The organism is Streptosporangium saharense (assembly GCF_014203715.1).
Lineage (GTDB): Bacteria > Actinomycetota > Actinomycetes > Streptosporangiales > Streptosporangiaceae > Streptosporangium > Streptosporangium saharense.
On sequence record NZ_JACHJP010000005.1, the window covers coordinates 480961 to 504068 of the forward strand.

The 23108-nt window shown below is 70.0% G+C and carries 22 protein-coding genes; 15 read left to right on the forward strand and 7 right to left on the reverse strand.

The genetic code is table 11. The annotated features are described in order from the left end of the window. Nucleotides 1–60: 60 nt before the first annotated feature. Nucleotides 61–711, forward strand: a complete 651-nt coding sequence (locus FHS44_RS25305) for a ferritin-like fold-containing protein (protein ID WP_184718829.1) — start codon at nt 61–63, stop codon at nt 709–711. A gap of 448 nt (nt 712–1159) precedes the next feature. Here FHS44_RS25305 and FHS44_RS25310 read toward each other — a convergent pair whose 3' ends face one another. The 3 genes from FHS44_RS25310 to FHS44_RS25320 form a co-directional block, all read right to left on the reverse strand. Then, nucleotides 1160–1390, reverse strand: coding sequence for a DUF3107 domain-containing protein (locus FHS44_RS25310; RefSeq protein ID WP_184718831.1), 231 nt, complete (start codon nt 1388–1390; stop codon nt 1160–1162). Between the two features lie 87 nt (nt 1391–1477). Further along, a complete protein-coding gene (locus tag FHS44_RS25315) occupies nt 1478–2104 on the reverse strand; it encodes a TetR/AcrR family transcriptional regulator (RefSeq protein ID WP_184718976.1) in 627 nt (208 codons plus the stop codon). Nucleotides 2105–2163: 59 nt separating this feature from the next. Further along, the gene (locus FHS44_RS25320; protein WP_184718993.1) at nt 2164–2394 is read right to left on the reverse strand and encodes a hypothetical protein; all 231 of its coding nucleotides are present in this window, start codon (nt 2392–2394) and stop codon (nt 2164–2166) included. 266 nt (nt 2395–2660) lie between these two features. Between FHS44_RS25320 and ku the strand changes: the two genes are divergently transcribed. Then, a complete protein-coding gene (gene ku, locus FHS44_RS25325; RefSeq protein ID WP_184718833.1) occupies nt 2661–3524 on the forward strand; it encodes a non-homologous end joining protein Ku in 864 nt (287 codons plus the stop codon). A 401-nt stretch (nt 3525–3925) separates the two neighbouring features. On the opposite strand, the gene FHS44_RS25330 is transcribed toward ku, so the two are convergent. Beyond that, nucleotides 3926–4282: a hypothetical protein gene (locus tag FHS44_RS25330; RefSeq protein ID WP_184718835.1), complete on the reverse strand. Its 357-nt coding sequence runs from the start codon at nt 4280–4282 to the stop codon at nt 3926–3928. A 289-nt stretch (nt 4283–4571) separates the two neighbouring features. Between FHS44_RS25330 and FHS44_RS25335 the strand changes: the two genes are divergently transcribed. The 11 genes from FHS44_RS25335 to FHS44_RS25385 all read left to right on the forward strand — a co-directional run bounded on the left by FHS44_RS25335 (nt 4572) and on the right by FHS44_RS25385 (nt 17438). Further along, nucleotides 4572–5495: an alpha/beta fold hydrolase gene (locus FHS44_RS25335; RefSeq protein WP_184718837.1), complete on the forward strand. Its 924-nt coding sequence runs from the start codon at nt 4572–4574 to the stop codon at nt 5493–5495. An 80-nt stretch (nt 5496–5575) separates the two neighbouring features. Beyond that, nucleotides 5576–6757: an adenylyltransferase/sulfurtransferase MoeZ gene (gene moeZ / locus FHS44_RS25340; protein WP_184718839.1), complete on the forward strand. Its 1182-nt coding sequence runs from the start codon at nt 5576–5578 to the stop codon at nt 6755–6757. Nucleotides 6758–6894: 137 nt separating this feature from the next. Next, on the forward strand, nt 6895–7629 hold the full coding sequence (locus FHS44_RS25345) for a hypothetical protein (protein WP_312863809.1): 735 nt from the start codon (nt 6895–6897) through the stop codon (nt 7627–7629). Further along, nucleotides 7623–8843 carry a S8 family serine peptidase gene (locus FHS44_RS25350; protein WP_312863810.1) on the forward strand — a complete coding sequence of 407 codons (1221 nt, stop codon included), beginning with the start codon at nt 7623–7625 and terminating at the stop codon, nt 8841–8843. The genes FHS44_RS25345 and FHS44_RS25350 overlap by 7 nt, the downstream gene beginning before the upstream one ends. A 67-nt stretch (nt 8844–8910) precedes the next feature. Then, on the forward strand, nt 8911–9936 hold the full coding sequence (locus FHS44_RS25355; RefSeq protein WP_221461234.1) for a hypothetical protein: 1026 nt from the start codon (nt 8911–8913) through the stop codon (nt 9934–9936). Continuing rightward, complete coding sequence (locus FHS44_RS25360) at nt 9930–11108, forward strand: S8 family serine peptidase (protein ID WP_184718841.1); 1179 nt, start codon at nt 9930–9932, stop codon at nt 11106–11108. The genes FHS44_RS25355 and FHS44_RS25360 overlap by 7 nt, the downstream gene beginning before the upstream one ends. 134 nt (nt 11109–11242) lie before the next feature. After that, nucleotides 11243–11611 (forward strand): hypothetical protein, encoded by a 369-nt coding sequence (locus FHS44_RS25365; protein WP_184718843.1) that lies wholly within the window; start codon nt 11243–11245, stop codon nt 11609–11611. Further along, a complete protein-coding gene (locus tag FHS44_RS25370; RefSeq protein ID WP_184718845.1) occupies nt 11599–11919 on the forward strand; it encodes an MGMT family protein in 321 nt (106 codons plus the stop codon). The genes FHS44_RS25365 and FHS44_RS25370 overlap by 13 nt, the downstream gene beginning before the upstream one ends. A 181-nt stretch (nt 11920–12100) precedes the next feature. Next, the gene (locus FHS44_RS25375; RefSeq protein ID WP_312863811.1) at nt 12101–14893 is read left to right on the forward strand and encodes a CDP-glycerol glycerophosphotransferase family protein; all 2793 of its coding nucleotides are present in this window, start codon (nt 12101–12103) and stop codon (nt 14891–14893) included. A gap of 236 nt (nt 14894–15129) precedes the next feature. Then, the gene (locus FHS44_RS25380; RefSeq protein WP_184718849.1) at nt 15130–16515 is read left to right on the forward strand and encodes an MFS transporter; all 1386 of its coding nucleotides are present in this window, start codon (nt 15130–15132) and stop codon (nt 16513–16515) included. 86 nt (nt 16516–16601) lie between these two features. Then, nucleotides 16602–17438, forward strand: a complete 837-nt coding sequence (locus FHS44_RS25385) for an NAD(P)H-binding protein (protein WP_184718851.1) — start codon at nt 16602–16604, stop codon at nt 17436–17438. A gap of 440 nt (nt 17439–17878) precedes the next feature. Here the strand turns inward: FHS44_RS25385 and FHS44_RS25390 are convergent, their stop codons facing one another. Beyond that, on the reverse strand, nt 17879–18142 hold the full coding sequence (locus tag FHS44_RS25390; RefSeq protein ID WP_221461235.1) for a cupin domain-containing protein: 264 nt from the start codon (nt 18140–18142) through the stop codon (nt 17879–17881). A gap of 143 nt (nt 18143–18285) precedes the next feature. Here FHS44_RS25390 and FHS44_RS40240 point away from each other — a divergent pair, with 143 nt between their 5' ends. Next, complete coding sequence (locus FHS44_RS40240; RefSeq protein ID WP_184718855.1) at nt 18286–19119, forward strand: NUDIX hydrolase; 834 nt, start codon at nt 18286–18288, stop codon at nt 19117–19119. Here the strand turns inward: FHS44_RS40240 and FHS44_RS25400 are convergent. Continuing rightward, nucleotides 19040–20272, reverse strand: coding sequence for a helix-turn-helix domain-containing protein (locus FHS44_RS25400; RefSeq protein ID WP_184718857.1), 1233 nt, complete (start codon nt 20270–20272; stop codon nt 19040–19042). The two genes, FHS44_RS40240 and FHS44_RS25400, sit on opposite strands and share 80 nt — an antisense overlap. 267 nt (nt 20273–20539) lie before the next feature. Between FHS44_RS25400 and FHS44_RS25405 the strand changes: the two genes are divergently transcribed. Beyond that, nucleotides 20540–21805, forward strand: a complete 1266-nt coding sequence (locus FHS44_RS25405; RefSeq protein WP_184718859.1) for an ATP-binding protein — start codon at nt 20540–20542, stop codon at nt 21803–21805. Here the strand turns inward: FHS44_RS25405 and FHS44_RS25410 are convergent. Then, the gene (locus tag FHS44_RS25410) at nt 21802–22953 is read right to left on the reverse strand and encodes a methyltransferase domain-containing protein (protein ID WP_184718861.1); all 1152 of its coding nucleotides are present in this window, start codon (nt 22951–22953) and stop codon (nt 21802–21804) included. The genes FHS44_RS25405 and FHS44_RS25410 overlap by 4 nt on opposite strands. Between the last annotated feature and the right edge of the window lie 155 nt (nt 22954–23108).

The following is a 23108-nucleotide window of genomic DNA, read 5'->3' on the forward strand; positions in this document are numbered from 1 at the left end:
CAGCCGATTTCTTCGTATTCCAGCTGAAAGGGCAGGCGCCGCAACTCATAGGCTTCCTGCATGAGTGATTCCCCTCTCGGCGTCGCCGACCTGCTCGGAGTGCTCGCCTACGCCGAGCTGACCGCGTTCCTCAGACTCGCGGAAGACGCCGCGCGGCACGCCCCGACACTGACCGACAGGGCCGCCCTCAGCGACCTGGCCGCGACCGAGTACGCCCACTTCCGTCTCCTGCGGGACCGGATCGCCTCGCTCGGGGTCGATCCCGAGGAGGCGATGGCGCCCTTCGTGCGGCCCCTGGACGACTGGCACGCCCAGACCGCGCCCTCGGACTGGCTTGAGGCGCTGGTCAAGGCCTACGTCGGCACGGGAATCGCGCTCGACTTCTACCGGGAGGCCGCGGCCCACGTCGACGACAAGACCAGGGAACTGGTCGAGGAGGTGCTCGTGGACGAGGGACGTTCCCAGTTCGCTGTCGATCGCGTCGGCGCGGCGATCAGGCAGGACCGCAGACAGGCGGGGCGGCTCGCCCTGTGGGCAAGGCGGCTGGTCGGCGAGGCCCTGAGCCAGGGACAGCACGTGGTCGCGGCGCGCCCTGAGCTCGCGGCGCTGCTGGTCGAGGCGGCGGGGGAGGACATCACCCGGATGTTCGGCAGGCTGACCGAGGCGCACGGCGGGCGGATGGCGGCGCTCGGCCTGACCCCCGGTCCGTGAGCGCTCTCCGGGTGCCGGAGAGGTGTCGGGGAGGCGCTGGGGAGGGGCGGAGTACGAAAAGGCGGCCGGTTAGGGCACGCGTCGGGACGCCAAACGGTTGTACCGTGCGAGACATGAGGGCCTCGCGCCGCTATGGCAGTTTCCTAACGAGATGTGGACCGAACCCCTGGACGTCACGTCCGGTGCTGCGAAGGGGAGGGGCCGACTGTCCGGCGGCCCCTTCGGAGGGTCATTCCGCCAGAAAGGCCCGCCGTCCGCGCGGGTGCGGACTCGGAGAGAGGGGAGAGTGCCCCGGGGAGTGCTGAGACCGCGCTGAGGCGTCCTCCGGTGCCGACGCGGGGTTGGTCCCCTTTCGGTGCCGGGGCGCCCAGGACCCGGTGACGGATCGCGCCATGCCGTGTGCGGCCGATGATCGGCTCATGGCCTGGCGCGAGCCGTACCGGACCTGTCAGAGAGTGCCGCCGAAGCCGACGGGGCGTGCCTCCTCCTCACCGATCTCGACGAAGCCGAGCGAGGTGATGGGGACGAGAACCCTGCGGCCTTTGCTGTCGGTGAGGGAGAAGATCCCGCGGTCGGCGGCCAGTGCCTTGCCGAGCTCCTCCTCGACCTGCTCGGCCGTCAGGTCCGTCTCGACAACGAGCTCACGGTGCACCGAGCGCACGCCGATCTTGATTTCCATGTTGCTCCCTTTCGACGAGGGTTGCTCGTCCCATGGTCGCCCCATCGGGGGCGCGACATGCGGGTTGATCGCGTCAAGCGAACAGGGTCAGTGGTCGGCGGTCCTGGGGAAGCCGGAGATGCCGCGCCAGGCGAGGCGGGCGATGAGCTGGGTCGCGGCGTCCTTCGGGATGGAGCCGGTGCTGCTCATCCAGTAGCGCGCGCTGACCTCGGCCATGCCGACCAGGCCGACGCCGAGCAGCCGTGCCTCGTCGCTGGAGCAGCCGGTGTCCTCCTGGATGACCTGGCTGATCATCTCGGCGCTCTCGCGGAGGTTGCGCTCGATGCGCTGGCGGACGGGGGCGACGTTGCGCAGGTCGGACTCGAAGACCAGGCGGAAGGCCTCGCCCTGGCCGGAGACGAAGTCGAAGAAGGCGCCGATCGCGGCCTGGACGCGCTGCTTGTTGTCCGTGGTCGAGGCCAGGGCGTCGCGGCAGCGGGTGATCATGTCGTCCACGTGCAGGTCGAGCAGGGCCAGGTAGAGCTCCTGCTTGCCGGGGAAGTGCTGGTAGAGGACCGGCTTGCTCACCCCGGCGCGTTCGGCGATCTCGTCCATCGCCGCCGCGTGGTAGCCGTTCTCGACGAAGACCTCCTGGGCCGCGTTCAGCAACTGGCGGCGGCGGGCCAGTCGGGGCAGCCGGGTGCCCCGGGGCTTGGCGTCCGGGGTAGTCGTCACGGCGATCTCCTCGCGGGTTCTCATGCTGTCTCGCTCATCCTACGCGCGGGTAATCCGGCTCAGCGATAATCGTCCTCGTCAAGATCGACAGGGCGGCTCTGCTCGGTCGCGTCCCCGGTGTCGGCGTCCTGGGGGATGTGGTCGGGGAAGCCGGGGTCGTTCTCCTCGCGCACCGGGCGGTGCTGCTCCGCGGCGTCCGCCTCCGGCGCCTCGATGTCGATCTCCTCGTCGAGGAGCCGCTCCTGCGGTTCGTCCTCCGTGCCCTCGCCACGGACGTCTCTCTCTGACATGTGCCCTCCCGTTTCTCCCCGGTTCTCCGGCTCTTCGGTGGACACCTTCCCCGTTCTCGGGGAAACGTTCTTCCGGGAACGCCGGACATCACCGGACATCGTCAGCGTACGGCCTCGGGCTTCCCCGGCTGAGAAAGGCAGGGCATCGGATCTCCCATGGCGGGTACCTGCCTCGGGAGCGGGTGTTCGCCTTTATCTGACGATATTTCCGATATTTCCGAACACGTGTGCGAGACTTGGGGAAAGCCAACGGCCTGGGAGATGTCATGCGGAGCATCTGGAACGGCGCGGTCTCGTTCGGTCTGGTGACGATCCCGGTCAGGATGTACGCCGCGACCGAGCAGCGCAGTGTCACCTTCAACCTGGTGCACCGGGAGGACGCGGGCCGGATCAGGCTCCGCAGGTTCTGCTCGGCCTGCGAGCAGGAGGTCCCCTACGCCGAGGTGGCCAGGGGCTACGAGCTGCCGACCGGCGAGGTGGTCGTGCTCGAAGGCGAGGACTTCGAGGACCTGCCGCTCTCCACGGCGCACCGGATCGAGGTCCTGCAGTTCACCCCGGCCGAGCAGATCGACCCGGTCCTGCTCGGCAGGGCCTACTACCTGGAACCCGACGAGGGGGCCGCCGGGCCGTACGCGCTGTTGAGGGAGGCGCTGGGGCGCTCGGGGCGGGTGGGGATCGCCAAGGTCGCGCTGCGCCAGCGTGAGTCGCTCGCGACGCTGCGGGTCAGGGAGGGGGTCCTGGTGCTGGAGACCATGCTCTGGCCCGACGAGGTGCGCCCCGCCGACTTCGCCTTCCTGGAGGAGGAGGCCGAGGTCAGGCCGCAGGAGCTGAGGATGGCCGAGTCGCTGGTCGAGAGCATGACGGCCGACTTCGACCCCTCGCGCCATCACGACGCCTACCGCAGGGCCCTGGAGGAGGTCATCGAGGCGAAGGTCGCGGGCAGGGAGGTCGTCTCCACAGGTCCGCCGCCGGAGCCGGGGCCGACGGCCGACCTGATGGCCGCGCTGCGGGCCAGCGTCGAGGCCGCCAAGCGGGAGCGTCCCGCCTCCGGGGAAGGCAGGCGGAGGCGTCCCGCGGCCTCCGGGGACGCCCGGGAGGAGACACGCGGAAGGCCGCCGCGCACGGCGTGAGCCCGCGAGAAAGCGCGGCGTCGGCCTGTGAGGGCGTACGGCGTGGGCCCGCGAGAAAGGGCGCGGAAAGGTGCCCGGAAAAAGCCAGAAAAAGTGCGAAAAATCGGAGCGCGATGAGGACCCCGGGGAAACAGAGCAATCCCCGGGGTCCTCGCCGGTCTCCACGAAGAACCAGCCTTCGCGTCTATCTGAAAAGCGAAGTTTGTACTAACTCCCGGGTGCCCGCGTCCCGTTTTTCCGCATCCTCAGGAGAGGACGTGATGGTGGAAACGCGGACACCGTACCCCTTCGCCATGGGCGGGAGCTCACGGCTGCCGGTGCCGGTCGCGCCCGGTCACGTGACTCGGCCTCGTGTCACGTTCATGCCGGGCGCGCCGGTGTGTCGGCCTGCCGTTCAGTGACTAGCGCGCGGCGGGAGTCGTGTCCAGGTCGCGACGCCTGTCGTTGTCGTTGTCGTTGAAGTTGCGGGCGGCGCCGCCGCCACCGCCACCGCCACCGCCGGCACCGACGTTGTTGGTGTTGATGATGACGAGCCTACGGTGGTGGTGACGCCGCCAGCCGCAGCCCCAGCCGCCGCCCCAGCCGCGCCATCCACGGCCCCAGCCCCAGCCGCAGCCGTGGGTGGTGAAGCCCACGCTGGTCTGGAAGGCCGGAACGACGGACGCCTCGGCGGTCGTGGCCGCACCCAGAGCGACGACTCCGCCCGACAGCGCGGTGCTGAGCGCGAGACCCGTGAGAATGCTCTTGAACTTGGGCATTGCGTTTCCCCCTTGAAAGGATCGGTTGCCCGCTCTTCAGACATTTCCCTGACTAGCCGGAAAATGCCCCGGATGACTGTTAATCGGTCATCCTTCGCAGTCTTGTATTTCCGTGCACCTCGCCTACCAAACGGCGATCCGTGGCTTTTACCGTCTTCTTATCTCTCTATTGGCGGCGTTGGACTCTTATTAATTGTTTTGATGCGATAAGTCTTTAATGTCGCTTTTGTGCACGCGGTGTACGGCGGGGAGCTATCGTCGAAACGGAAGGCGAACGAGGGAGGAAGGCGTGGGGAGCGAGCCGATTCCGAGCTGGCCTGGAGAGCTGGTCGACCTGACGGAGGACGGGCGGGGACAACGTGTCCACGTGCGCTCGACCCCGCGGGGACCGAAGGAGAGCGCCGTCTACGTGCACGGCCTCGCCGGCTCGGCCACCAACTGGACCGATCTGATGGGTGAGTTGTCCGACGTGGTCAGAGGACACGCGCTCGACCTGCCGGGCTCCGGGCACTCACCCGAGCCACCCGACGGCGACTACTCCGTCGCCGCCCACGCCAGGACCGTCACCGCGCTGATCGAGCGCGTCTCCGAGGGGCCGGTGCACCTGTTCGGCAACTCCCTCGGGGGAGCCGTCTCGGTGCGCGTCGCCGCGACCAGGCCCGACCTGGTCCGCTCGCTCACCCTCGTCTCCCCGGCCCTGCCCGACCTGTTCCCCCGGTACGGCCCGGCGCGCGTGGCCCTGTCGGGCGTGCCCAGGGTCGGCGAGTGGGCCGTGGGCCGGATGCGGATGCTGCCCGCGGAGCGCAGGATCACGATGACGCTGTCCATGTGTTACGCCGACTTCGGCCGGGTCCACCCCGAGCGGCTCAGGGAGGCGGCGGAGGAACTGCGCCGCAGGGACGGCCTGCCGTACTCGGCGGGGGTGCTGGCGGGTTACACCAGGGGGATCATCGCCGAGTACTTCAGGCGCGGGGAGGAGAACCTGTGGCGGCAGGCGGCCCTGGTGACCGCGCCGACGCTGGTCATCCACGGCCGCCACGACCGGCTGGTGCACCCGCGCATGGCCGCCCGCGCGGGCCGGGTGTTCCAGCACGTCAGGCTGGTGCTGCTGCCCGACGCCGGGCACGTGGCGCAGATGGAGGTGCCCGGCAGGGTCGCGCGTGAGGCCCGCAGGCTCATCTCGGAGACCGTGCCTGTCCCGATTGGGGAATGACCGGGGCATCCGGTTAGGTTGTGAATGGAGCGTGCTGTGCCAGCCGTGTCGTCAAGACCCCCTGAAACGGGAGTAGAACTGTGTCGTTGCCACCCTTGGTAGAGCCGGCAGCCGAGCTGACCGTCGACGAGGTGCGTCGCTACTCGCGCCATCTGATCATCCCCGACGTGGGTATGGCAGGGCAGAAGCGCCTGAAGAACGCCAAGGTGCTCTGTGTGGGCGCGGGCGGCCTGGGATCTCCCACCCTTCTGTACCTCGCCGCGGCGGGCGTCGGCACGCTCGGCGTCGTCGACTTCGACGTCGTGGACGAGTCCAACCTCCAGCGCCAGGTCATCCACGGTCAGTCCGACGTGGGCCGCCTGAAGGCCGAGAGCGCCGCGGCCAGCGTCAGGGAGATCAACCCCCTGATCGACGTCATCGTCCACAACGTGGCGCTGACCACCGACAACGTCATGGAGATCTTCTCCGGCTACGACCTGATCGTGGACGGCACCGACAACTTCGCCACCCGCTACATGGTGAACGACGCGGCCGTCCTGCTCGGCAAGCCGTACGTCTGGGGCTCGATCTACCGCTTCGACGGGCAGGCCAGCGTGTTCTGGGCCGAGCACGGTCCCTGCTACCGCTGCCTCTACCCGGAGCCCCCGCCCCCCGGCATGGTTCCCTCCTGCGCCGAGGGCGGCGTGCTCGGCGTGCTGTGCGCCTCGATCGGCTCCATCCAGGTCAACGAGGCCATCAAGCTCCTCGCGGGCATCGGCGAGCCGCTGGTCGGCCGTCTGATGATCTACGACGCCCTGGAGATGACCTACCGTTCGGTCAAGGTCCGCAAGGACCCCGAGTGCGTGCTCTGCGGCAAGAACCCCACGGTCACCCAGCTCCTGGACGACTACGAGGCGTTCTGCGGCGCGGTCTCGGCCGAGGCCCAGGAGGCGGTCTCCGGCTCCACGATCAGCGCGCTCGACCTCAAGGCCCTGCAGGACGCGAACGAGAACATCTACGTGATCGACGTCCGCGAGCCGAACGAGTACGAGATCGTCTCCATCCCCGGCGCCGTGCTCATCCCCAAGGGTGAGTTCATCAACGGCTCCGCGCTGGAGAAGCTGCCGCAGGACAAGCGCATCGTGCTGCACTGCAAGTCCGGCGCGCGCTCGGCCGAGGTGCTGGCGATCGTCAAGAACGCCGGTTTCTCCGACGCCGTCCACGTCGGTGGTGGCGTGCTGAGCTGGGTCAAGTCCGTTGACTCGAGCCTGCCGAGCTACTAGACACGGCCTCACCTCACGCCCCGTGGAGCACCGCTCCGCGGGGCGTGATGCTGTCGCGGACCTCCGTTGTCATGAGGTGTCTGTTATTTGGGGATAGAGCAGGTGAGATCCCCAGTGGCCGGTTTAAGGTCGAGAACGTGAACGAAGTCCCAGGTCAGCGCAGGCTCGCGTGGATGACGCTGATCATGGCGTCCACGCTGGCGCTGGCCTGCGCGGCCGTGGCCGCGGTCACGGCGGGCGCCGCAGTGACCGAGCTGACGAGAGGCCCCACCAGGACGGAGCTCGACCGGGCCGCGGCGGCCGAGACCGCGGGCCGCTGGCGCTCCTGGCCCGCGGGACGGATCTTCCCCGAGACCGTGGGCTACGCCGCAGAACAGGGCGGCAGGGAACGGGCGCACCGGGTGGGCATCTCCCCGGAGACCCGCTGCGAACGGGCCGTCGATCCCGGCCTTCGCGAGACGCTGCGCCGTACCGGATGCCGGGGGGTGCTGCGCGCCACCTACATCGACGCGCTCCAGGGGGTCGTCGTCACCGTCGGGGTCGTGGCGTTCGCGGGGGAGCGGGAGGCGGTCAGGGCCAAGGCCGCGCTGCCCAGGACAGGCCGCCCCTCCCCGGGCCTGCTGGCGCTGGGCTTCCCCGGTACGGTCACCGACCGCTTCACCGCCGTCGGCAGACAGGGCGGTCTGGTACGGCAGGCGGGGCCGTACGTCGTGATGACCACGGTCGGGCAGGTGGACGGCAGGCCGGGCAAGGCCGTGGGGGAGCAGCGGCCGACGATCTTCGCCTTCACCGGGGACATCGCCGACCGCATCCTCGCCGGGCTCTCGACACCGGAACGGCCTTCCTGCGAGTCGGGAGAGTGGCGGTGCTGAGGGCGGGACGGGCCGTTCTGGCGCTCGCGCTGACCGGGCTGTGGCTGGTGCCCGCCGTACCGGACGCGTGGGCGGATGAGGTGCGGGGCAGTCAGCGGCAGGTGCTGCGGACCCTGGACCTGGCCGACGCCTGGCGCGTCTCCAAGGGGGCGGGGGTGCTGGTCGCGGTGCTGGATTCGGGGGTCGATCCCGTCCACCGCGACCTGGCGGGCTCCGTCACCGAGGGCAGGGACTTCACCGCGGGCGCCAACCCGGCCGGGGTCGCGCCCTCGCGGCTGCACGGCACCTACATGGCCTCGTTGATCGCCGGGCACGGGCACGGTCCCGGCGGAGGCAGCGGGGTGATCGGCGTCGCGCCGGAGGCGAGAATCCTGTCCGTGCGGGTGATCCTGGAGGACGAGGAACCGGGTTTCCGCACCTTCAACACGGCCGAGCGGTTCGAGAACGTGGTCGCCAGGGGCATCAGGTACGCCGTCGACCACGGCGCCGACGTGATCAACATGTCGATCTCCAAGGAACTGGCGACGAGGGAGGAGCGGGCGGCGGTCCGCTACGCGATCTCCAAGGGGGTCGTGCTGGTCGCGGCGGCGGGCAACGAGGGGGCGGGCAGGCCGGAGGCGACCGGCTACGCGCCCTACTCCTATCCGGCGGCCTTCCCGGGGGTCGTCTCGGTCGCGGCGGCCGACCGCAGGCTGCGCAGGGCCTCCTTCTCCAACTGGAACCCCTCGGTCCTGGTGGCGGCGCCGGGGGTGGACATCCTTGGGGCGGGACCCGGTGACGAGTACTGGATCGGGCGGGGAACCTCCCAGGCGACCGCGCTGGTCTCCGGCGTCGCTGCCTTGATAAAAGCGAAATATCCGAAAATGTCGCCCGCGTTGGTCGCGCAGGCGCTGACCAAGGGGGCGACCAGGCGGCCGAGCGGCGGCTACGACACGGGCATGGGCTTCGGCGTGGTCAACGCCCCCCGAGCGCTGGCTGAGGCCGCCAGGATCTCCCGCCACACCCTGACCGCGACCGGGAAGGGCGCGCACGACCCCGATCGGCCGATGGGCGCCGCGGTCGAGCCGATCCAGGTGGTCAGGCGCGACCGGCACGTGATCGTCCTCAACGGCGGGGTCGCCGTCGCCGCCGCGCTCTGCGTCATCGCCTCCCTGGTGACGGTGGGCCTCACCGTCCGCCGGGCCCGTACGGCTCCCGCGACGACGGAAGAGTGACACGGCGCGACGTGTTAAACACACTCCGGCGATAGGGCGGCGGGATCGCGGGACGTAGCATCGAACTATGTCGAAGCCCGGGCGGTCCCAGGAGCCTGAACGGCACCTGGAGGCCTCGGGACCGCGCACGGGCGGCTCCCAGGCCCCGCTCGCCGGTGGACAGGCCGGTGGGCGCGCCGGGGGCCGTGCGACGGGCTGGCCTCCGGGTGGCTCCCGCGTGCCCCGGGGCTCCCGCCCCCGCAGGGCCGCCGAGGGCGGCGAACCCGGCACCCCCCGTCGTGGCAGGGTCCGCGCGTGGCCCGCCGCGGGGCGTCAGGGGCGTGGCCGTACCGCCATGGAGCGTGTCGAGGCCGCGACCCTCGAAGAGGGGATGCGCCTGCGGGTGATCTTCCTGATCCTGATGGGCGTCATCCTGGCCGTCGCCGCGAGCGACGTGCTCACGGGCGCGGTCGGCGTCCTGCGCGAGACCAGGGCCCGTCCGCTCACCCCCGCCGAGCAGGCCCGTTACATCCAGGAGGAGATCGCGGCCCGCTGGCACACCTGGTCCGCCGACCTGATCTTCCCCACCGAACTGCAGTACGTCGCCCTCGGCCGCGCGCAGCAGTACGCCAGACGCGTCGGGCTCGCCCCGGAGACCTCCTGCAAGGCGGGCCTGGACGCCCCGGTCGGCTCGGTGCTCGCCGAGCACGGCTGCCTGACCCTGCTGCGGGCGACCTACGTGGACCAGACCTCGACCTTCGTCGTCACGGTCGGCGTCGCCGTACTCGGCAGTGAGGAGCGCAGGAGCGCCGCGACCGGGCAGCTTCCTGTGGACGACCGGGTCGGGGTGCGGCCCGTCGCCTTCCCCGGCACGGCGGGCGAGCTGTTCGGCGCCGCCCAGCGTCAGCGCAACTCCTGGATCGCGGCCGGGCCCTACGTCGTCTTCTCCACCGCCGGATACGCCGACGGCCGGACGAGAGAGGCCATCCCTCCCGAGGAGATCCTGCACAGCGAGCTGTGGCCGACCGCCCAGTCCATCGCGGGACGCATCGCCCGCGCCCTGGGCGACGAGCCGAGCGCCGTGCCCCAGTGCACCCAGGGAAACGTGTGCTGAGGCGGCTGGGGGCCGCGGGAGCCCTGATCACGCTCTGCCTGGGGGTCTGCGCCCCCGCCGTCGCCGCCGACGTGCGCCAGGACCAGCGCTGGGTGCTGGAGAAGATGAACGTCGAACCGGCGTGGAAGGTCACCAGGGGGGCCGGGGTGACCGTCGCGCTGATCGACAGCGACGTGGACGTCCAGGTCCCCGAGCTGCGCGGCAAGGTGACGGTCGGGCCCGACATGGGGTCCGCGGGTCCCGTCGGCGACGACGACAAGGCGGTCTGGCACGGCACCGCGATGGCCTCGCTCATCGCGGGGGCGGGCAGGGGGAAGAGCGGCCTGCTGGGCATCGCGCCGGAGGCCAGGATCCTGTCCCTGCCGCTGATCCTGCGTGACGAGGAGGAGGGCACCCCGCTGCCCGGCGAGCAGGACCAGCGCACCGGCACGAGCAGCCCGGTCGCCCGCGCGATCCGCTACGCGACCGACCACGGCGCCAAGGTCATCAGCATGTCTCTCGGGGCGTACGGCCCGCAGAGGACCGAGCGCGAGGCCGTCTCCTACGCCCTGGCCAAGGGGGTCGTGCTGGTCGCGGCGGTCGGCAACGACGGGGAGACCCCCTACGCGCTCAAGAAGGACACCTCCTTCTGGAGCTTCCCCGCCGGATACTCCGGGGTCATCGGCGTCGGCGCGGTGAACGAGCGGGGGGAACCGGCGGGCTTCAGCAGCGACAACCTGTCGGTCCTGGTCTCCGCGCCGGGCGTCGGGGTGCCGGTGGTCGTGCCGGGTGGGGGCTACAGCTCCTCGGACGGGACCAGCTCGGCGACCGCGCTGGTCGCCGGGGTTGCCGCACTGATAAAAGCGAAATATCCGGAAATCCCGCCTTATCTGGTGTCGAGGGCGCTGACCTCGACCGCCACCTCAGCCCCGATCGCCGGATACGACGACCACGTCGGCTTCGGCGTCGTGGACGCGGGCGCCGCCCTGACCAGGGCGGGGGAGCTGCTGCGCGCCTCGAAGGGGACGCCGCCCGACGAGGCCGAGCGCCACTTCGGCGTGGGCGTCCCGGCCAAGGAGCCCGCGCGGCCCGGCCCCGACACCCTCAGACTCTGGGTGTACGGCACGGGCCTGACCGTCGGGCTGCTCGCGTTCTGCTGGACCGTGGTGACGCTAACCCGACGTTCCGGATAAATGCCTTATATGGGTGTATAGGGGGCAGGGTTTGATTCGGTTCGAAGTCTTTTTGGACACCGTTCGGACGCGGACGGCCCCAGGCGGCTCCCCATGGTCCGGTGACCGTCGAACATTCGCTAAGGTCGCGCATCATGGGGTACGAGTTGCGCGTGGAGCGCCCGGCGCCTCTCGCCTTCGCGGAACTCGCGAACGTGCTGGGGCGGGCGGGGTTCGAGTTCCGCGGTTCACAGGAGAAGGGTGAGGTCCTGGCCCGCCATGGTGACGGGGTGTACGCGGTCGCCATCTGGGACGGCAGCCTCTCGGGCGCGCCGGGCTCCGACTGGCAGGTGGCGCAGCTCGCCAGGGTCTCCGCGCTGCTCGGCGCCCGCCTGGTCGGCGAGGACGGCGAGCAGTACGCGATCCGTGACGGCCTCGTCGAGCAGCTGAACGGCTCGGCGGCCTACGAGTTCGGGAAGATCGACGAGATCCTCGCGGCCGGGCCGACCGTATGGAGTCAGTAGGCCACCCGACCCCCTACGCCGAGCGCGTGCTCGACGTGGTCGAGCGCATCCCCGTGGGCAGGGTGATGTCCTACGGCGACATCGCCGAATACCTCGGTGAGGGAGGCCCTCGCCAGGTCGGCAGGGTCATGTCCACCTGGGGTGGTGGCGTTCCGTGGTGGCGCGTCGTGCACGCCGACGGGACCCCGGCCCCCGGGCACGAGGCGCGCTGCGTGGCCAGGTGGCGCGAGGAGGGCACACCGCTGCGGGGCGAGCGCGCCGACATGCGTTTCGCGCGCTGGGACGGTCTGCCAGAAATCATGACGTAACCGGCTTCTTCGTGGCCCACTAACATTGCCTAGGACAGCGCTCTGTCCGAAAGGCGGTGCCCTCTTCATGGCCACAGGCATCACGCCCGCCCGAACAGGTGGCGACCTCGTCGCCGACCGTCTTCGGGTTGTCCAAGATCTCTGTGACCGGGGAGAGCCACTCGAATCGATCCTCTCGGCCGTGACGGCCGAGGGACTGACCCCCGCGCAACGCCGCCGCTTCGACGCCGGGGTCCTCTCCGGCCCTCTCGGCACCCGCCTGGACCTCGCGGTCAAACGCGGCGCCGCCCGCCGCCGTGAGTTCGTCACGCTCTTCAAGCCCTACGTCACGGGGGTCGATCCCAAGGTCAAGCGTGATCTCCCGGTCGCCAGGAGGCTCGCCTTCCACCTGGTCGAGCACCGTACGATCGACGACCTCGCCGAGGGCGACGCCCTGCAGAGCCTCACCACCGCCGCCGCGGAACCGTCAAGGCGGGTCCGCAGACGCCTGCGCTGGTACGCCAACCTGCCGCTCCAGGACGAGCTGCCCGAGGCCATGTACCGGCTGCGCGCCGCGGACCTGATCCCGATGACGCACATCGAGGACGTCTCCTGGACCGGTGGGCGGCTGCGCGTCACCGGACACGCCTACCTCGCCGGGCTCTCCGTCCGCAGCCCCCGCTTCAACCGCGCCTTCGTCGTGCTGCGCGGCCCCCGCTGGCTTCCTCCCGTACGGCTGCGCACCCGCAGGGTCCTGCGTCCCGAGGCCACCCAGGGGGCCCGCGAACCCGGCTGCAACTACGACTGGTCCGGCTTCGTCGCCGACATGCACCCCTGGCCGCTGCGCTGGCGCGGCGCCCTGCGCTCCCTGGTGAACGGCGTCAGGCGGACCCTGCGCCGCAGGGAGACCGTGCCCGACACCACGACCTGGCGCGCCGAGATCGTCATCTGGAGCCGGGGCGCCCGCGCCACCGGTCTGCTCCGCGGCCCCTCGAACGGCAGGACCGAGCGCCCCGCAGGGCTCGCGCTGCCCGGCGGCTGGTGGATCCGCCCCGTCTGGACCTCCGACCGTGCCCTGCAGATCGCGCTGCAGCCCACCAGGGCCGAACTGACCGGGATCCACCTCGACGGCGACCGCCTCGAACTGACGGTCTTCCTGCCCGGCAGGGAGCACGCCAAGGGACAGGCCCGTCTCGACGGCCACCGCGTGTCCGCCGAGTTCACCCCCGTCGAGGGCGGGACCCGGGTCGTCGTGCCGCTGGCCGTACCCTCACTGCTGCAAGAACGCGACGGCGGCAGGCTGTGGATCGAGCCGAAGGGCGACCCCGCCGCGCCCGTCATGATCGGCCAGGCGGAGGAGAGCCGCATGGTCGTCGGCGACCGGGAGATCACCGTGCTGCGCGACCGGCGCGACCGCGTCAGCGTCGCCGCGCACCGCATCCGCCCCATCATCTTCTCCGTGACCTGGGACGACGACGGCACGCTCACCCTCGAAGGCTCCTATCCCGGCTCGGGACCCGCCGAGCTGACGCTCAGGCACCGTGGCGGGACGGTCCACACCGTGCCGCTGGAGCGTGCCGAAGGACGCTTCGCCGTACGGCTGACGCCCTCGGCCATGCCCAGGTTCGGCGAGACCGTGGCGATGGGCGGCGGAAGCTGGAGCATGACCACCCGCGACCCCTCGGGCGAGGTCGTGCCGTTCCGCGTGGACCACGCCGCGCTGGACACCCTCGACGAGGAGCCGAGGACCCGCGACGGCAGGACCTACCGGCTGCTGTCCACCAGGTTCGACGTGCCCGTGCTCACCGTCGCCGAGGCCATTCCCGACGACGAGAAGGGCGCCGGTGGCCTCTACGCCCTGCAGCGCTCCTTCTATCCCGACCAGCGGCGCCGCGAGCTGGACGAGGCCACGGTCTACGTCGCCTACGACGGCCGCCAGTACGAGGGCAACGTCCGCGCCATCTACGAGGAGCGCGTACGGCGCGGCGACGACCGCGAGCACGTCTGGATCGTCAAGGACGGCGCCTTCACCCCGCCGGGCTCGGCGGAGCTGGGGTTCGGCTCGGGCATCCGGCCCACGGTGGTCAGGGCGGGCAGCCGCGAGCACTACGCCGTGCTGGCACGCTCCCGGCACGTCGTCACCAACGGCTTCCTGCCGCCCTGGTTCCGGGCCCGCGACGACCAGATGGTCGTGCAGACCTGGCACGGCAGCCCGCTCAAGCGGCTGGGCAACGACCTGCCCTACATGTCACGCGACCCGAAGCCCGCCGCCTGGCACCGGCAGGCCGCCGAGGTGCGCGGCTGGGACCTGCTGGTCTCGCAGAGCCCGTGGGCGACCCCGATCCTGCGCAGGGCCTTCGGCTATCACGGCGAGGTCCTGGAGAGCGGCTACCCACGCAACGACGTGCTCTCCTCACCCGACTCTCCCGAGCAGGACGAGCTGGTCGCCAGGGTGCGCCGCAGGCTCGGCGTCGCCGACGGGGCCAGGGTGGTGCTGTACGCGCCGACCTTCCGCGACTACGACCGCAAGAACTCCTCGCTCAAGCTGGACCTGGCGCGGGCGCACAGGGCACTCGGCCCGGGGCACGAGTTCCTGATCAGGGCGCACTCGATGCAGGCGGCGCCGAACATCCCCGAGGGGCTTGGCCGGGACGTCACGGCTTATCCAGATATAACGGATTTATTGTTGGTGGCGGATGTGTTGATCACCGACTACTCGTCCGTCATGTTCGACTTCGCGGCCACCGGCAGGCCCATGCTCTTCTTCACCTACGACCTGCAGCGCTACTCGACCAAGCGCGGGCTCTATCTCGACCTCGCCGCCGAGGCCCCGGGGCCGCTGCTGACCAACGGCGCCGACGTCATCGAGGCGCTCAGGACGATCGACGCCGTCGCCGCCGCCCACGCCGAGCGCTACGACCACTTCCGCCACACCTACACCCCCCGCGACGACGGCAAGGCCACCCCGCGCCTCGTGGACCGCGTCTTCACCTGACCTTCGTTCCGGGGTCGAGTCGGGGGATCGCAGGCCGGGTCCTGATGTAGCACGGCGTCCGTCCGGGGCGTCTCGTCATGGCGGCCTCGTGGACGCGGCGATTGCTGATGTCGTGATTTGTGGTAGCTTCTCGCCCGTAAGGTGCAGCGCTCCTCGGTGAGCGTGTCGGGACATCCGGCCAGCACGGCAGCCTCAGCAAGGCTGTCTAGGTCTCTCAGCGGAGAGCGTGCTCAGCCATGTCCACAACCTTCTCCCCGCGTGCCTGGGCGGTCTTCCTGCTCGTGGTCGCGGCCGACGTGCTCGACCTGCTCAGCACCACGGTCACCAACGTGGCCGCCCCCACCATCGTGGAAGACCTCGGCGCCTCGTCGTCCCTGGTCCCCTGGCTCGGCGCGAGCTACACGCTCGCGATGGGCTCTCTGATGATCGTCGGCGGCAGGCTGGGTGACCGGTACGGCTGCCGCCGGCTGTTCCTCATCGGACTGGCCGGGTTCACCCTGTTCTCGCTCGCGACCGCCGTGGCCACCACGTCGTTCGCGCTGGTGGCCTGCCGTACAGGACAGGGCGTCTTCGGCGGACTGCTCATCCCCCAGGGGTTCGTCCTGCTCATGCGGGTCATTCCCCGCGAGTCGATGGGCAGGGTGTTCGGCCTGTTCGGACCCCTGCTCGCGGTCTCCTCGATCAGCGGGCCCGTCGTCGCCGGACTGCTGATCGAAGCCAACCCGTTCGGCCTGTCCTGGCGCTCGGTGTTCCTCGTCAACGTCCTGTTCGGCGCCCTGATGCTCGCGGCGGCCCTGAAGGTCATCCCGCCCTTCGGCGGCGACGCCTCGGTCCGTATCCGCCCCGGCGCGGCCCTGACCCTGATGGCGGGTCTCGGCCTGTTCCTCGCCGGACTGGTCGACGGCGGCGCGAGCACGTGGACCAACCGCGCCGTCATCGCCACCGCGGTCGGCGTCGCCGTACTGGCCGCGTTCGGATGGCAGCAGGCACGCACCGGGCAGCCCCTGCTGGAACGGTCACTGTTCGCCAACCGTGGCTTCGTGGCCGGTCTGGTCTTCGGCGCGCTGTTCTTCGGCACCGTCACGGGCGTCATGTACGTGACGACGCTCTACCTGCAGCAACGCCTGGGCCTGAACCCCTTCCACGCCGCCCTGGTCACCGCGCCGGTGTCCGTCGGCATCATCGCCACCTCCCTCACGGTCAGGGGCCGCGTCGTCACCCACGGCCGTAGCGTGGTCTCCATCGGCGTGCTGCTGTTCGCCCTGGGCACCGTCGGCATGACCGTCGTGATCGGCGCCGACTATCACCCGGTACCGCTGATCACCGTTCCCCTGCTGGTGGCCGGGCTCGGCATGGGCTGCTGCTTCGGCGCCGTGTTCACGGTCGCCCTCGGCGACGTGAACCCCGCCCAGGCCGGCAGCACCAGCGGAGTCCTCAACGCGGTGCAGCAGATCGTCAACGCGGCGGGCTCGGCCATCGTGTCGACCGTCTACCTCTCCACCGCCACCCCGGACGTCCTCTCCAGCGGCGTCCTGCCCTGCCTGATCCTCACCCTGGTCATCACCGTGGCCTGCGCGACGAGCATCCCGCTGCTTCCTCGCCGTGGAGCCGACCTCCACTGAGCCTTCCAGGCCCCTTCAACTCCGGGCCGGGAGCTGTCTCTTCACGGTCCGGGACCTGTACACACACCAATCGAAGGAACACTTCCATGATCCTCATCACCGGAGGCCGCGGTGCGGTCGCCACCGAACTGCTCGCCCTGCTGCACCGGGCCGCCCACCCCGTGCGCGTCGCCTCCAGCACCCCCGCCGAACTCCGCGTCCCCGACGGCGTCGAAACCGTCACCTGCAACCTCGGCGACCCGGCCACCTTCCCGGCCGCCCTGTACGGTGCCAGCGCGGTCTTCCTGTACGCGGAGGCGTCCCACATCGACGAGTTCGTCGGCGCCGCCACCGCCGCGGGTGTCGAGCACGTGGTCCTGCTGTCCTCCTCCAGCGTCCTGAACCCCGGCGCCGCCGACGACCCGCTGGCCAAGTCCCACCTCGACGTCGAGACCGCCCTGCTGAACTCGTCCCTCACCGCCACGCTCCTGCGCCCCGGCTCCTTCGCCGGCAACGCGGGCGCCTGGGCCTGGCCGGTCAAGGCCGGGCAGCCGGTGAACCTGCCCTACCCCGGCTCCTACACCGACCCCATCCACGAGCGCGACATCGCCGAGGTGGCCTTCACCGTGCTCACCGACCCCCACCACCGGGGCCGACACCTCCACCTGACCGGCCCGCAGACCCTCACCTTCACCGAGCAGATCGACCAGCTCTCCACGGTCATCGGCCGCCCGATCACCGTCAACCACGTCACCCCCGAGGAGTGGAAGCAGGAGATGGCGCCCTACGTCCCCGGCCCCTACGCCGACGCCCTCCTCGCCTACTGGCACTCCAACGACGGCCGCCCAACCCCCCTCACCGACACCGTCGAACACCTCACCACCCACCCCGCCCGTCCTTTCACCACCTGGGCCCAGGATCACGCCGCTGACTTCGGCGCCTGACGTTCCGTCCCCGTGAACCGGGTGGCTGGTTCGCGGGGCGGTACGGTTTTGACCGGGGACACGCGAGTTGGGCTAATGCCTCTCGCGTGTCCCTGGCTGGGGCTGTCCCGCACGCGCGGGGAGCACGCTGAAAAGGAAAAGGTGCTTGAACCGGCGCCGGGACCATCCCGCACGCGCGGGGAGCACCCTCGCCGACCTGCGGGTTTGTCGGCGGGAGGAGCGGAAAATCATTACTTTCGCCGAGTCGGACATTTCGGGCTGGTCGGGCAATGAGACGTTGAATGGTGGCCAGGGTAGCGCTTGGTGATCGGTTGCGCGGGCTTCCTCGCCCGGTCGATGGACGGCCCGCCGTACGGAATTGGATCAGTGATCCCTCACATGCCGTTCACTCTCCAAAAGACCTGACCCGGGTCCTGGGGGCGGGTCAGCGCTTCCACGGTTCAGGCATGGGAAGTCGCGCGTGAGCCGTAGGCCGGGCCGAAGACGACCAGTAGGGTCAGGTCCTCGGTGATGTCGACGAAGCGGTGTTCCTCGCCCGTCGGGACGAAGATCACGGCACCGGGGCCGACCTCCGCCTCGCCGTCCGGCGTCACGATCCTGGCCCGGCCCGAGGTCACCACGTAGATCTCGTCCTCGGTGTGCGGGCTCTGGGTGTCAACGCCGCCCGCGGGGATGCAGTACGTCCCGACGGACAGATCGGGCACTCTGAGCTGCTCAACCCAGTCGTTGGCGGTCCCATCTGCTGGCCGTGCCCACTCACCTGCACCCTTGATGATTTGCATATCGGCGACCATACCGACAGCCCAATCCCGGACGGCGTGTCGTAGGGCCGCCCTACGATGGGCCGGTGATCGAGACGTCGCCCTCCGGGGGTGTTGACCTCTTCGACGTTCACCGGATCCGCCTGGAGGAGACCGAAGCGCCACCGCTGTCGCCCAAGGACAGGCAGGCCGTGGACCAGGCGTGGGACGAGGCGGTTCGCGCCAACCCGGCCCTCTTCGACGGCCCGGCGGTGGCGTGCGTGGGAACGGAGTGGGAGGGGCCGCACGATCTCCTTCTCCGCTGGGCGCGGGTGACCTACCGGCACTACGCCCTGGGCAGGTTCCCGGTCCTCACGGCGTGGTCGCCGTCGCTGTTCGTGAACGTCGTGCAGCCGACGGATGACGGACGTGTGCTGGCGGTGAGAATGTCGCCGTCCACGGCCGCTCCGGGGCGATGGCAGCTACCGGGCGGGTCCGCCGAGCCGCCAGAACCACACCGGACTCTCGACGAGGCCGCTCTGCGTCGGCACGCCGCACTGGAACTGGTGGAGGAGACCGGCATCGACGTGAGGCCCGAGGACCTGCGCCTGTGGGTCGTCACCCGTGGTGAGGACCGCAGCGTCGGCCTGATGTTTCTCGCTCCGCCCAAGCCGGAGCGGGTGATACGCGAACGCTTCGAGGCCATGACGGCTGCCGAACAGGCCCAGGACCGCCTCCCCGAACTCGACCAAACAGCCCTGGTGAGCTCCCCCGCCGACCTCTCACTCCTGGCAGGCCCCCACGTGGACTACCTGGAACCGATCGTTCACCGCTCCACGCGACTGCTCAAAGACGGCGCAACTAGTGCGCGACCCCCACAAAATCAGCCAGTGCCACGATGCCGCGTGGTCGGTGAGGACGGGCGAGCAACTCCCGGATGACGACCTTGCTCAGTCCGCTCTGCCGCAACCATGCGGGAGCGACCCCGCGCAGGGCGCGCAGTGTCTCCACCGAGTCGGAATCCCGATAGGTCTGCGCCTGGGCGTACGCGACATCGAGCAGGAACCACGACTTCCAGGAGTCGGGAACCTGACCCGTCAACGGGACCCGCTTCGCGAGCCGCAGAACGGAACCCCACTCACCGGCTGCGGCCTCCACCGCCACCGCCTGCATCGCCACCGCCGTCGGCCCGAACACCGACGTCCAGCGATTGCTGGAGTCCTCCCCGCTCCGCTGAGCCGCCGCACGGGCGACGGCCAACAGATCGCGGGCCGTGTCGAAACGCTCGTTGCGCGCCGCCGCGCTCGTCCCGGACAGCAACAGACCGCCGTACACGGCGATCTCGTTCGGCGAAGCCGTACGGAACCTCGGCTCAACCCTGTCAGCGGTGGCCAGCGCCACGTTCTGCGAGTCGTCCAGGCGGCCGGTACGGATGAAGATCCAGCTGACACTGTTGGCGATCATCGCGGGAAGCAGGGGATCGTTCGACTCCCGCGCGCTCTGCTGCGCCCGGTCCAGGGCGAGGAGAGCCAGGTCCTCCATGCCGTTGCGCGCCATCACGTGCGCGCCGAGCTGCATCGTCTTGGACAGCACACCCCGGGCGCGGAGCGCGGTGCCGTTGGTGTGTTCGCGTACGGCGGTGCGAGCCTCGGCCAGCAGGCCGGGGAGGATCTCTCCCAACGCGCTCAGATCACCCTCGTGATAGATCGTCCACGCGTCACTGACGCTGCGCCGGAGCGCCGCCACATCCGGCGGAGTGTCCTCGGCGTCGGCCTCGGCAGACGGGATGAAGTCGGCGGCCGGGATCAGAGCACGGCGGATCGCCATGACCTTCGGATCCCTGGCGCCCTCAGGGACGACACCGAGCAGGAGCGCCGTCGTGTCCAGGTCAAGCGCACGGGCGAGGGAGTTGATCGTGGAAATACGGGCCGACTGCCGCTGGTTCTGCTCAAGCTTGCGAATGGTGTGCACATTGACACCGGAACGCTCGGCCAGGATCTCCTGGGTGAGCCCTTCGATGGATCTGCGGGCTACCCTGAGCCGCTCACCGATGGTCATGTCCAGGCGGAGTTCTAAGGTGTTGCGGTCACGCACAGCCCTGCACCTTCCTGAAGCTCGACATCTTCAGGGTAGGCGCGCGCCCCCCTGTCTTTCAGGGCGAAAACACGGATCCCAGGCCACGAGCCCACGACTCTTCCCGAAGGCGAACCCGGGACGAAACACCTCCGGAAGGCTCCCGGCAGTCCCGGCCCCTGAGCGACTATCTCACCACCAAAGTAGCGACCATCTCACCGTCAACCCAGCGACTATTTCACCGTCAGGGCAGCGACTATCTCACCACGGCATGTCATGATGAGGAGCATGGTCGCTACCCCGCTCGGACGTCTGGTCCATCGGCATGCGGAGCAGGCGGTCGTCGACGCCCTGTCCGACACGCGCGTCGTCCTGGTCAACGGCGCACGGCAGTCGGGCAAGAGCACACTGGTCCGGCGGCTCGCCAAAGCGGAGGGCACCGAGTGGCGTGACCTCGATGATCCGCTGACCCTGCAGGCCGCGCTGAGCGACCCCGGTGGTTTCGTCGACTTTCCTGGGCCGATGGTCATCGACGAGATCCAGCGCGCTCCGGAACTGCTTCTCGCCATCAAGTCCCAGGTCGACGCCGACCCGAGGCCCGGCAGATATCTGCTCACCGGCTCCTCCCGGCTCCTCGCGCTGCGCGGTCTGCCGGACACGCTGCCCGGGCGGATGGAGACCATCGAACTGTGGCCCTTCGCGCAGGGCGAGATCGACGGCCGTCCCGACGGCTTCATCGACGCGGTCTTCACGCAGGGCCCGGCCCTTCGGCACACCTCCCAACTCAGCAGGGCCGACTACGCGGACCGCCTGGTCCGGGGTGGTTACCCCGAGGCCGTCGCCCGCACCAACCCCCGGCGCAGGCAGCGGTTCTTCGACTCCTACGTCGGCGATCTGATCAACCGTGACGTGATGCAGCTGTCGGAGATCGAGCGCATCGCGGAACTGCGCGCGTTGATCAGATCGCTGGCGGCTCGATCCGGCCAACTCCTCGTGGTTCAGGCGCTGGGCCGAGAGCTCGGGTTGCCCGGCACCACCACCGCCAGATTCCTGGCGCTGCTGGAGGAGGTCTTCCTGATCAAGCGAATCCCCGCCTGGTCGAAGAACATCAGCAGCCGAGCCATTCACACGCCCAAGGTCGCCTTCGCCGACTCGGGGGTGGCCGCGAACCTTCTCGGTGTCGACGCGCGCAGTCTTCTCCGTCCCGGTTCCGCGTTCGGTCCCCTGCTGGAGGGGTTCGTCCTGATGGAGCTGGCCCGGCAGGCGACCTGGGCCGACACGCTGGTCGACCTGTACCACTACCGGACCAAGGACAAGGTCGAGGTGGACGCCGTGCTGGAGAGCCGTCAGGGGCAGGTCGTGGGCGTCGAGATCAAGGCAGCCTCAACCGTACGGCCGGACGACTTCAGAGGGCTCCACCACCTTGCCGAACGGGTGGGCACCGACTTCGTCGCCGGACTGGTCCTGCACACCGGCGCCCAGACCTTCTCCTTCGGAGACCGGATGCTGGCCGTTCCGGTCAGTGCACTGTGGGAGACGGCGGCTGGAAGCTAGCGGGGGAGCGGGGACGAGGGGGCGCGGAGCCAGGGGGTTTGGAAGCCGGTGGGGGTGATGGTCAGGCCGAACTCCTCGTGGGATGGGCTGCCTTGAGTTTTCCACCAGCGGTAGGCGGCCTCGATCTCGTTCCACAGGTCGCGTGGCCCGCCCTGGAACACCTCGGACCTCGCCGGGTTGTCGTCGAGGAACGCCATCGCCCAGGACCGGTCGGCCGGGCCGTACAGCCAGATGACGGATCTGCCGCGTGGGTCGTGGCCGGAGAAATGCACGCAGCCGGGCACCAGCAGGCCGAGGGCGAACTCGACGGGGGCGAACGGGTCATTCCCGCCCATGACGTCGGCGGTGAGGGCTGTCCCCGACCTGCGGGTGTCGTCGGGCCAGGTGTCACCGGGGATGTAGTCGGCGGGGTCGGGCCGCTCACCGCGCTGGGAGCGGATGTGCATGAACCGGGTGGCGCCGACGAAGTGGCCACTCGCGGTGCCGTCGTCGCCGACGACCAGGCGGACGGCGGCGTTCTGCCCGCTGTATTCGGTCCCCCACGGCAGCACGATCACCCCGCCAGGGCGGGTCTGCTCGATCCACGCGCGGGGGACCTCCCGGACTCCCGCCGTCACGAGCATCCGGTCGTACGGCGCCCGCCCTGGCTGGCCGAGCAGGCCGTCACCGGTGACGACCTCCGGGTGCCAACCGGCGATCGCCAGGGCCTTGCGCGCGGCCTCGGCGACCGCCGCGTCCACCTCGACCGAGACGACGTTCTCCTCGCCGAGCCGGGCTGACAGCAGGGCGGCGCACCAGCCGGTTCCGGTGCCGATTTCGAGCACCTTCGCGCCGTCGAACACCGACAGTTCGGTGAGCATGTCGAACACCAGGCTGGGCATCGAACTCGAACTGGTCGCCAGCGTGCCGCGCTCGGGGCCGGTGTGATGGCCGTCGTCCCACTGGGTGACGATGGGCACGTCCGTATCCGCCCAGCGCTGCCATTCCTCGGGGTCGTCGGCCCGGGAGACCACGATGCGTTCTCCTTCGACGGAGGGCCACATCATCTCGGGCAGGAACAATCGCCGGGGAGCCGCCTCCAACGGCGCCTCCCATTCGGCCGTCAGCACATCGGAATCGCGCAGTAGCTCGCGCAGGGAATCGCTCATTTCTTCGGGGCGGGCTTCGGCTTCTCGTGCTTTCCCGGCTTCGTCGAGTGGTCAGACTGCTCCGGCGTCAGCTCGCCTGGCTTGAGAGGTACGGTCTCGGCGGGTTTTCCCGAGTGGTCTCCCATGTCCCTGGCCTTTCTCTTCTCTGCGGATTC

Coding starts and splice junctions, on each gene's coding strand:
- FHS44_RS25305 (WP_184718829.1), top strand. CDS start 61: ATGAGTGATTCCCCTCTCGGCGTCGCCGACCTGCTCGGAGTGCTCGCC.
- FHS44_RS25310 (WP_184718831.1), bottom strand. CDS start 1,390: ATGGAAATCAAGATCGGCGTGCGCTCGGTGCACCGTGAGCTCGTTGTC.
- FHS44_RS25320 (WP_184718993.1), bottom strand. CDS start 2,394: ATGTCAGAGAGAGACGTCCGTGGCGAGGGCACGGAGGACGAACCGCAG.
- ku (WP_184718833.1), top strand. CDS start 2,661: ATGCGGAGCATCTGGAACGGCGCGGTCTCGTTCGGTCTGGTGACGATC.
- FHS44_RS25330 (WP_184718835.1), bottom strand. CDS start 4,282: ATGCCCAAGTTCAAGAGCATTCTCACGGGTCTCGCGCTCAGCACCGCG.
- FHS44_RS25355 (WP_221461234.1), top strand. CDS start 8,911: ATGTCGAAGCCCGGGCGGTCCCAGGAGCCTGAACGGCACCTGGAGGCC.
- FHS44_RS25365 (WP_184718843.1), top strand. CDS start 11,243: ATGGGGTACGAGTTGCGCGTGGAGCGCCCGGCGCCTCTCGCCTTCGCG.
- FHS44_RS25370 (WP_184718845.1), top strand. CDS start 11,599: ATGGAGTCAGTAGGCCACCCGACCCCCTACGCCGAGCGCGTGCTCGAC.
- FHS44_RS25380 (WP_184718849.1), top strand. CDS start 15,130: ATGTCCACAACCTTCTCCCCGCGTGCCTGGGCGGTCTTCCTGCTCGTG.
- FHS44_RS25385 (WP_184718851.1), top strand. CDS start 16,602: ATGATCCTCATCACCGGAGGCCGCGGTGCGGTCGCCACCGAACTGCTC.
- FHS44_RS25405 (WP_184718859.1), top strand. CDS start 20,540: ATGGTCGCTACCCCGCTCGGACGTCTGGTCCATCGGCATGCGGAGCAG.
- FHS44_RS25410 (WP_184718861.1), bottom strand. CDS start 22,953: ATGAGCGATTCCCTGCGCGAGCTACTGCGCGATTCCGATGTGCTGACG.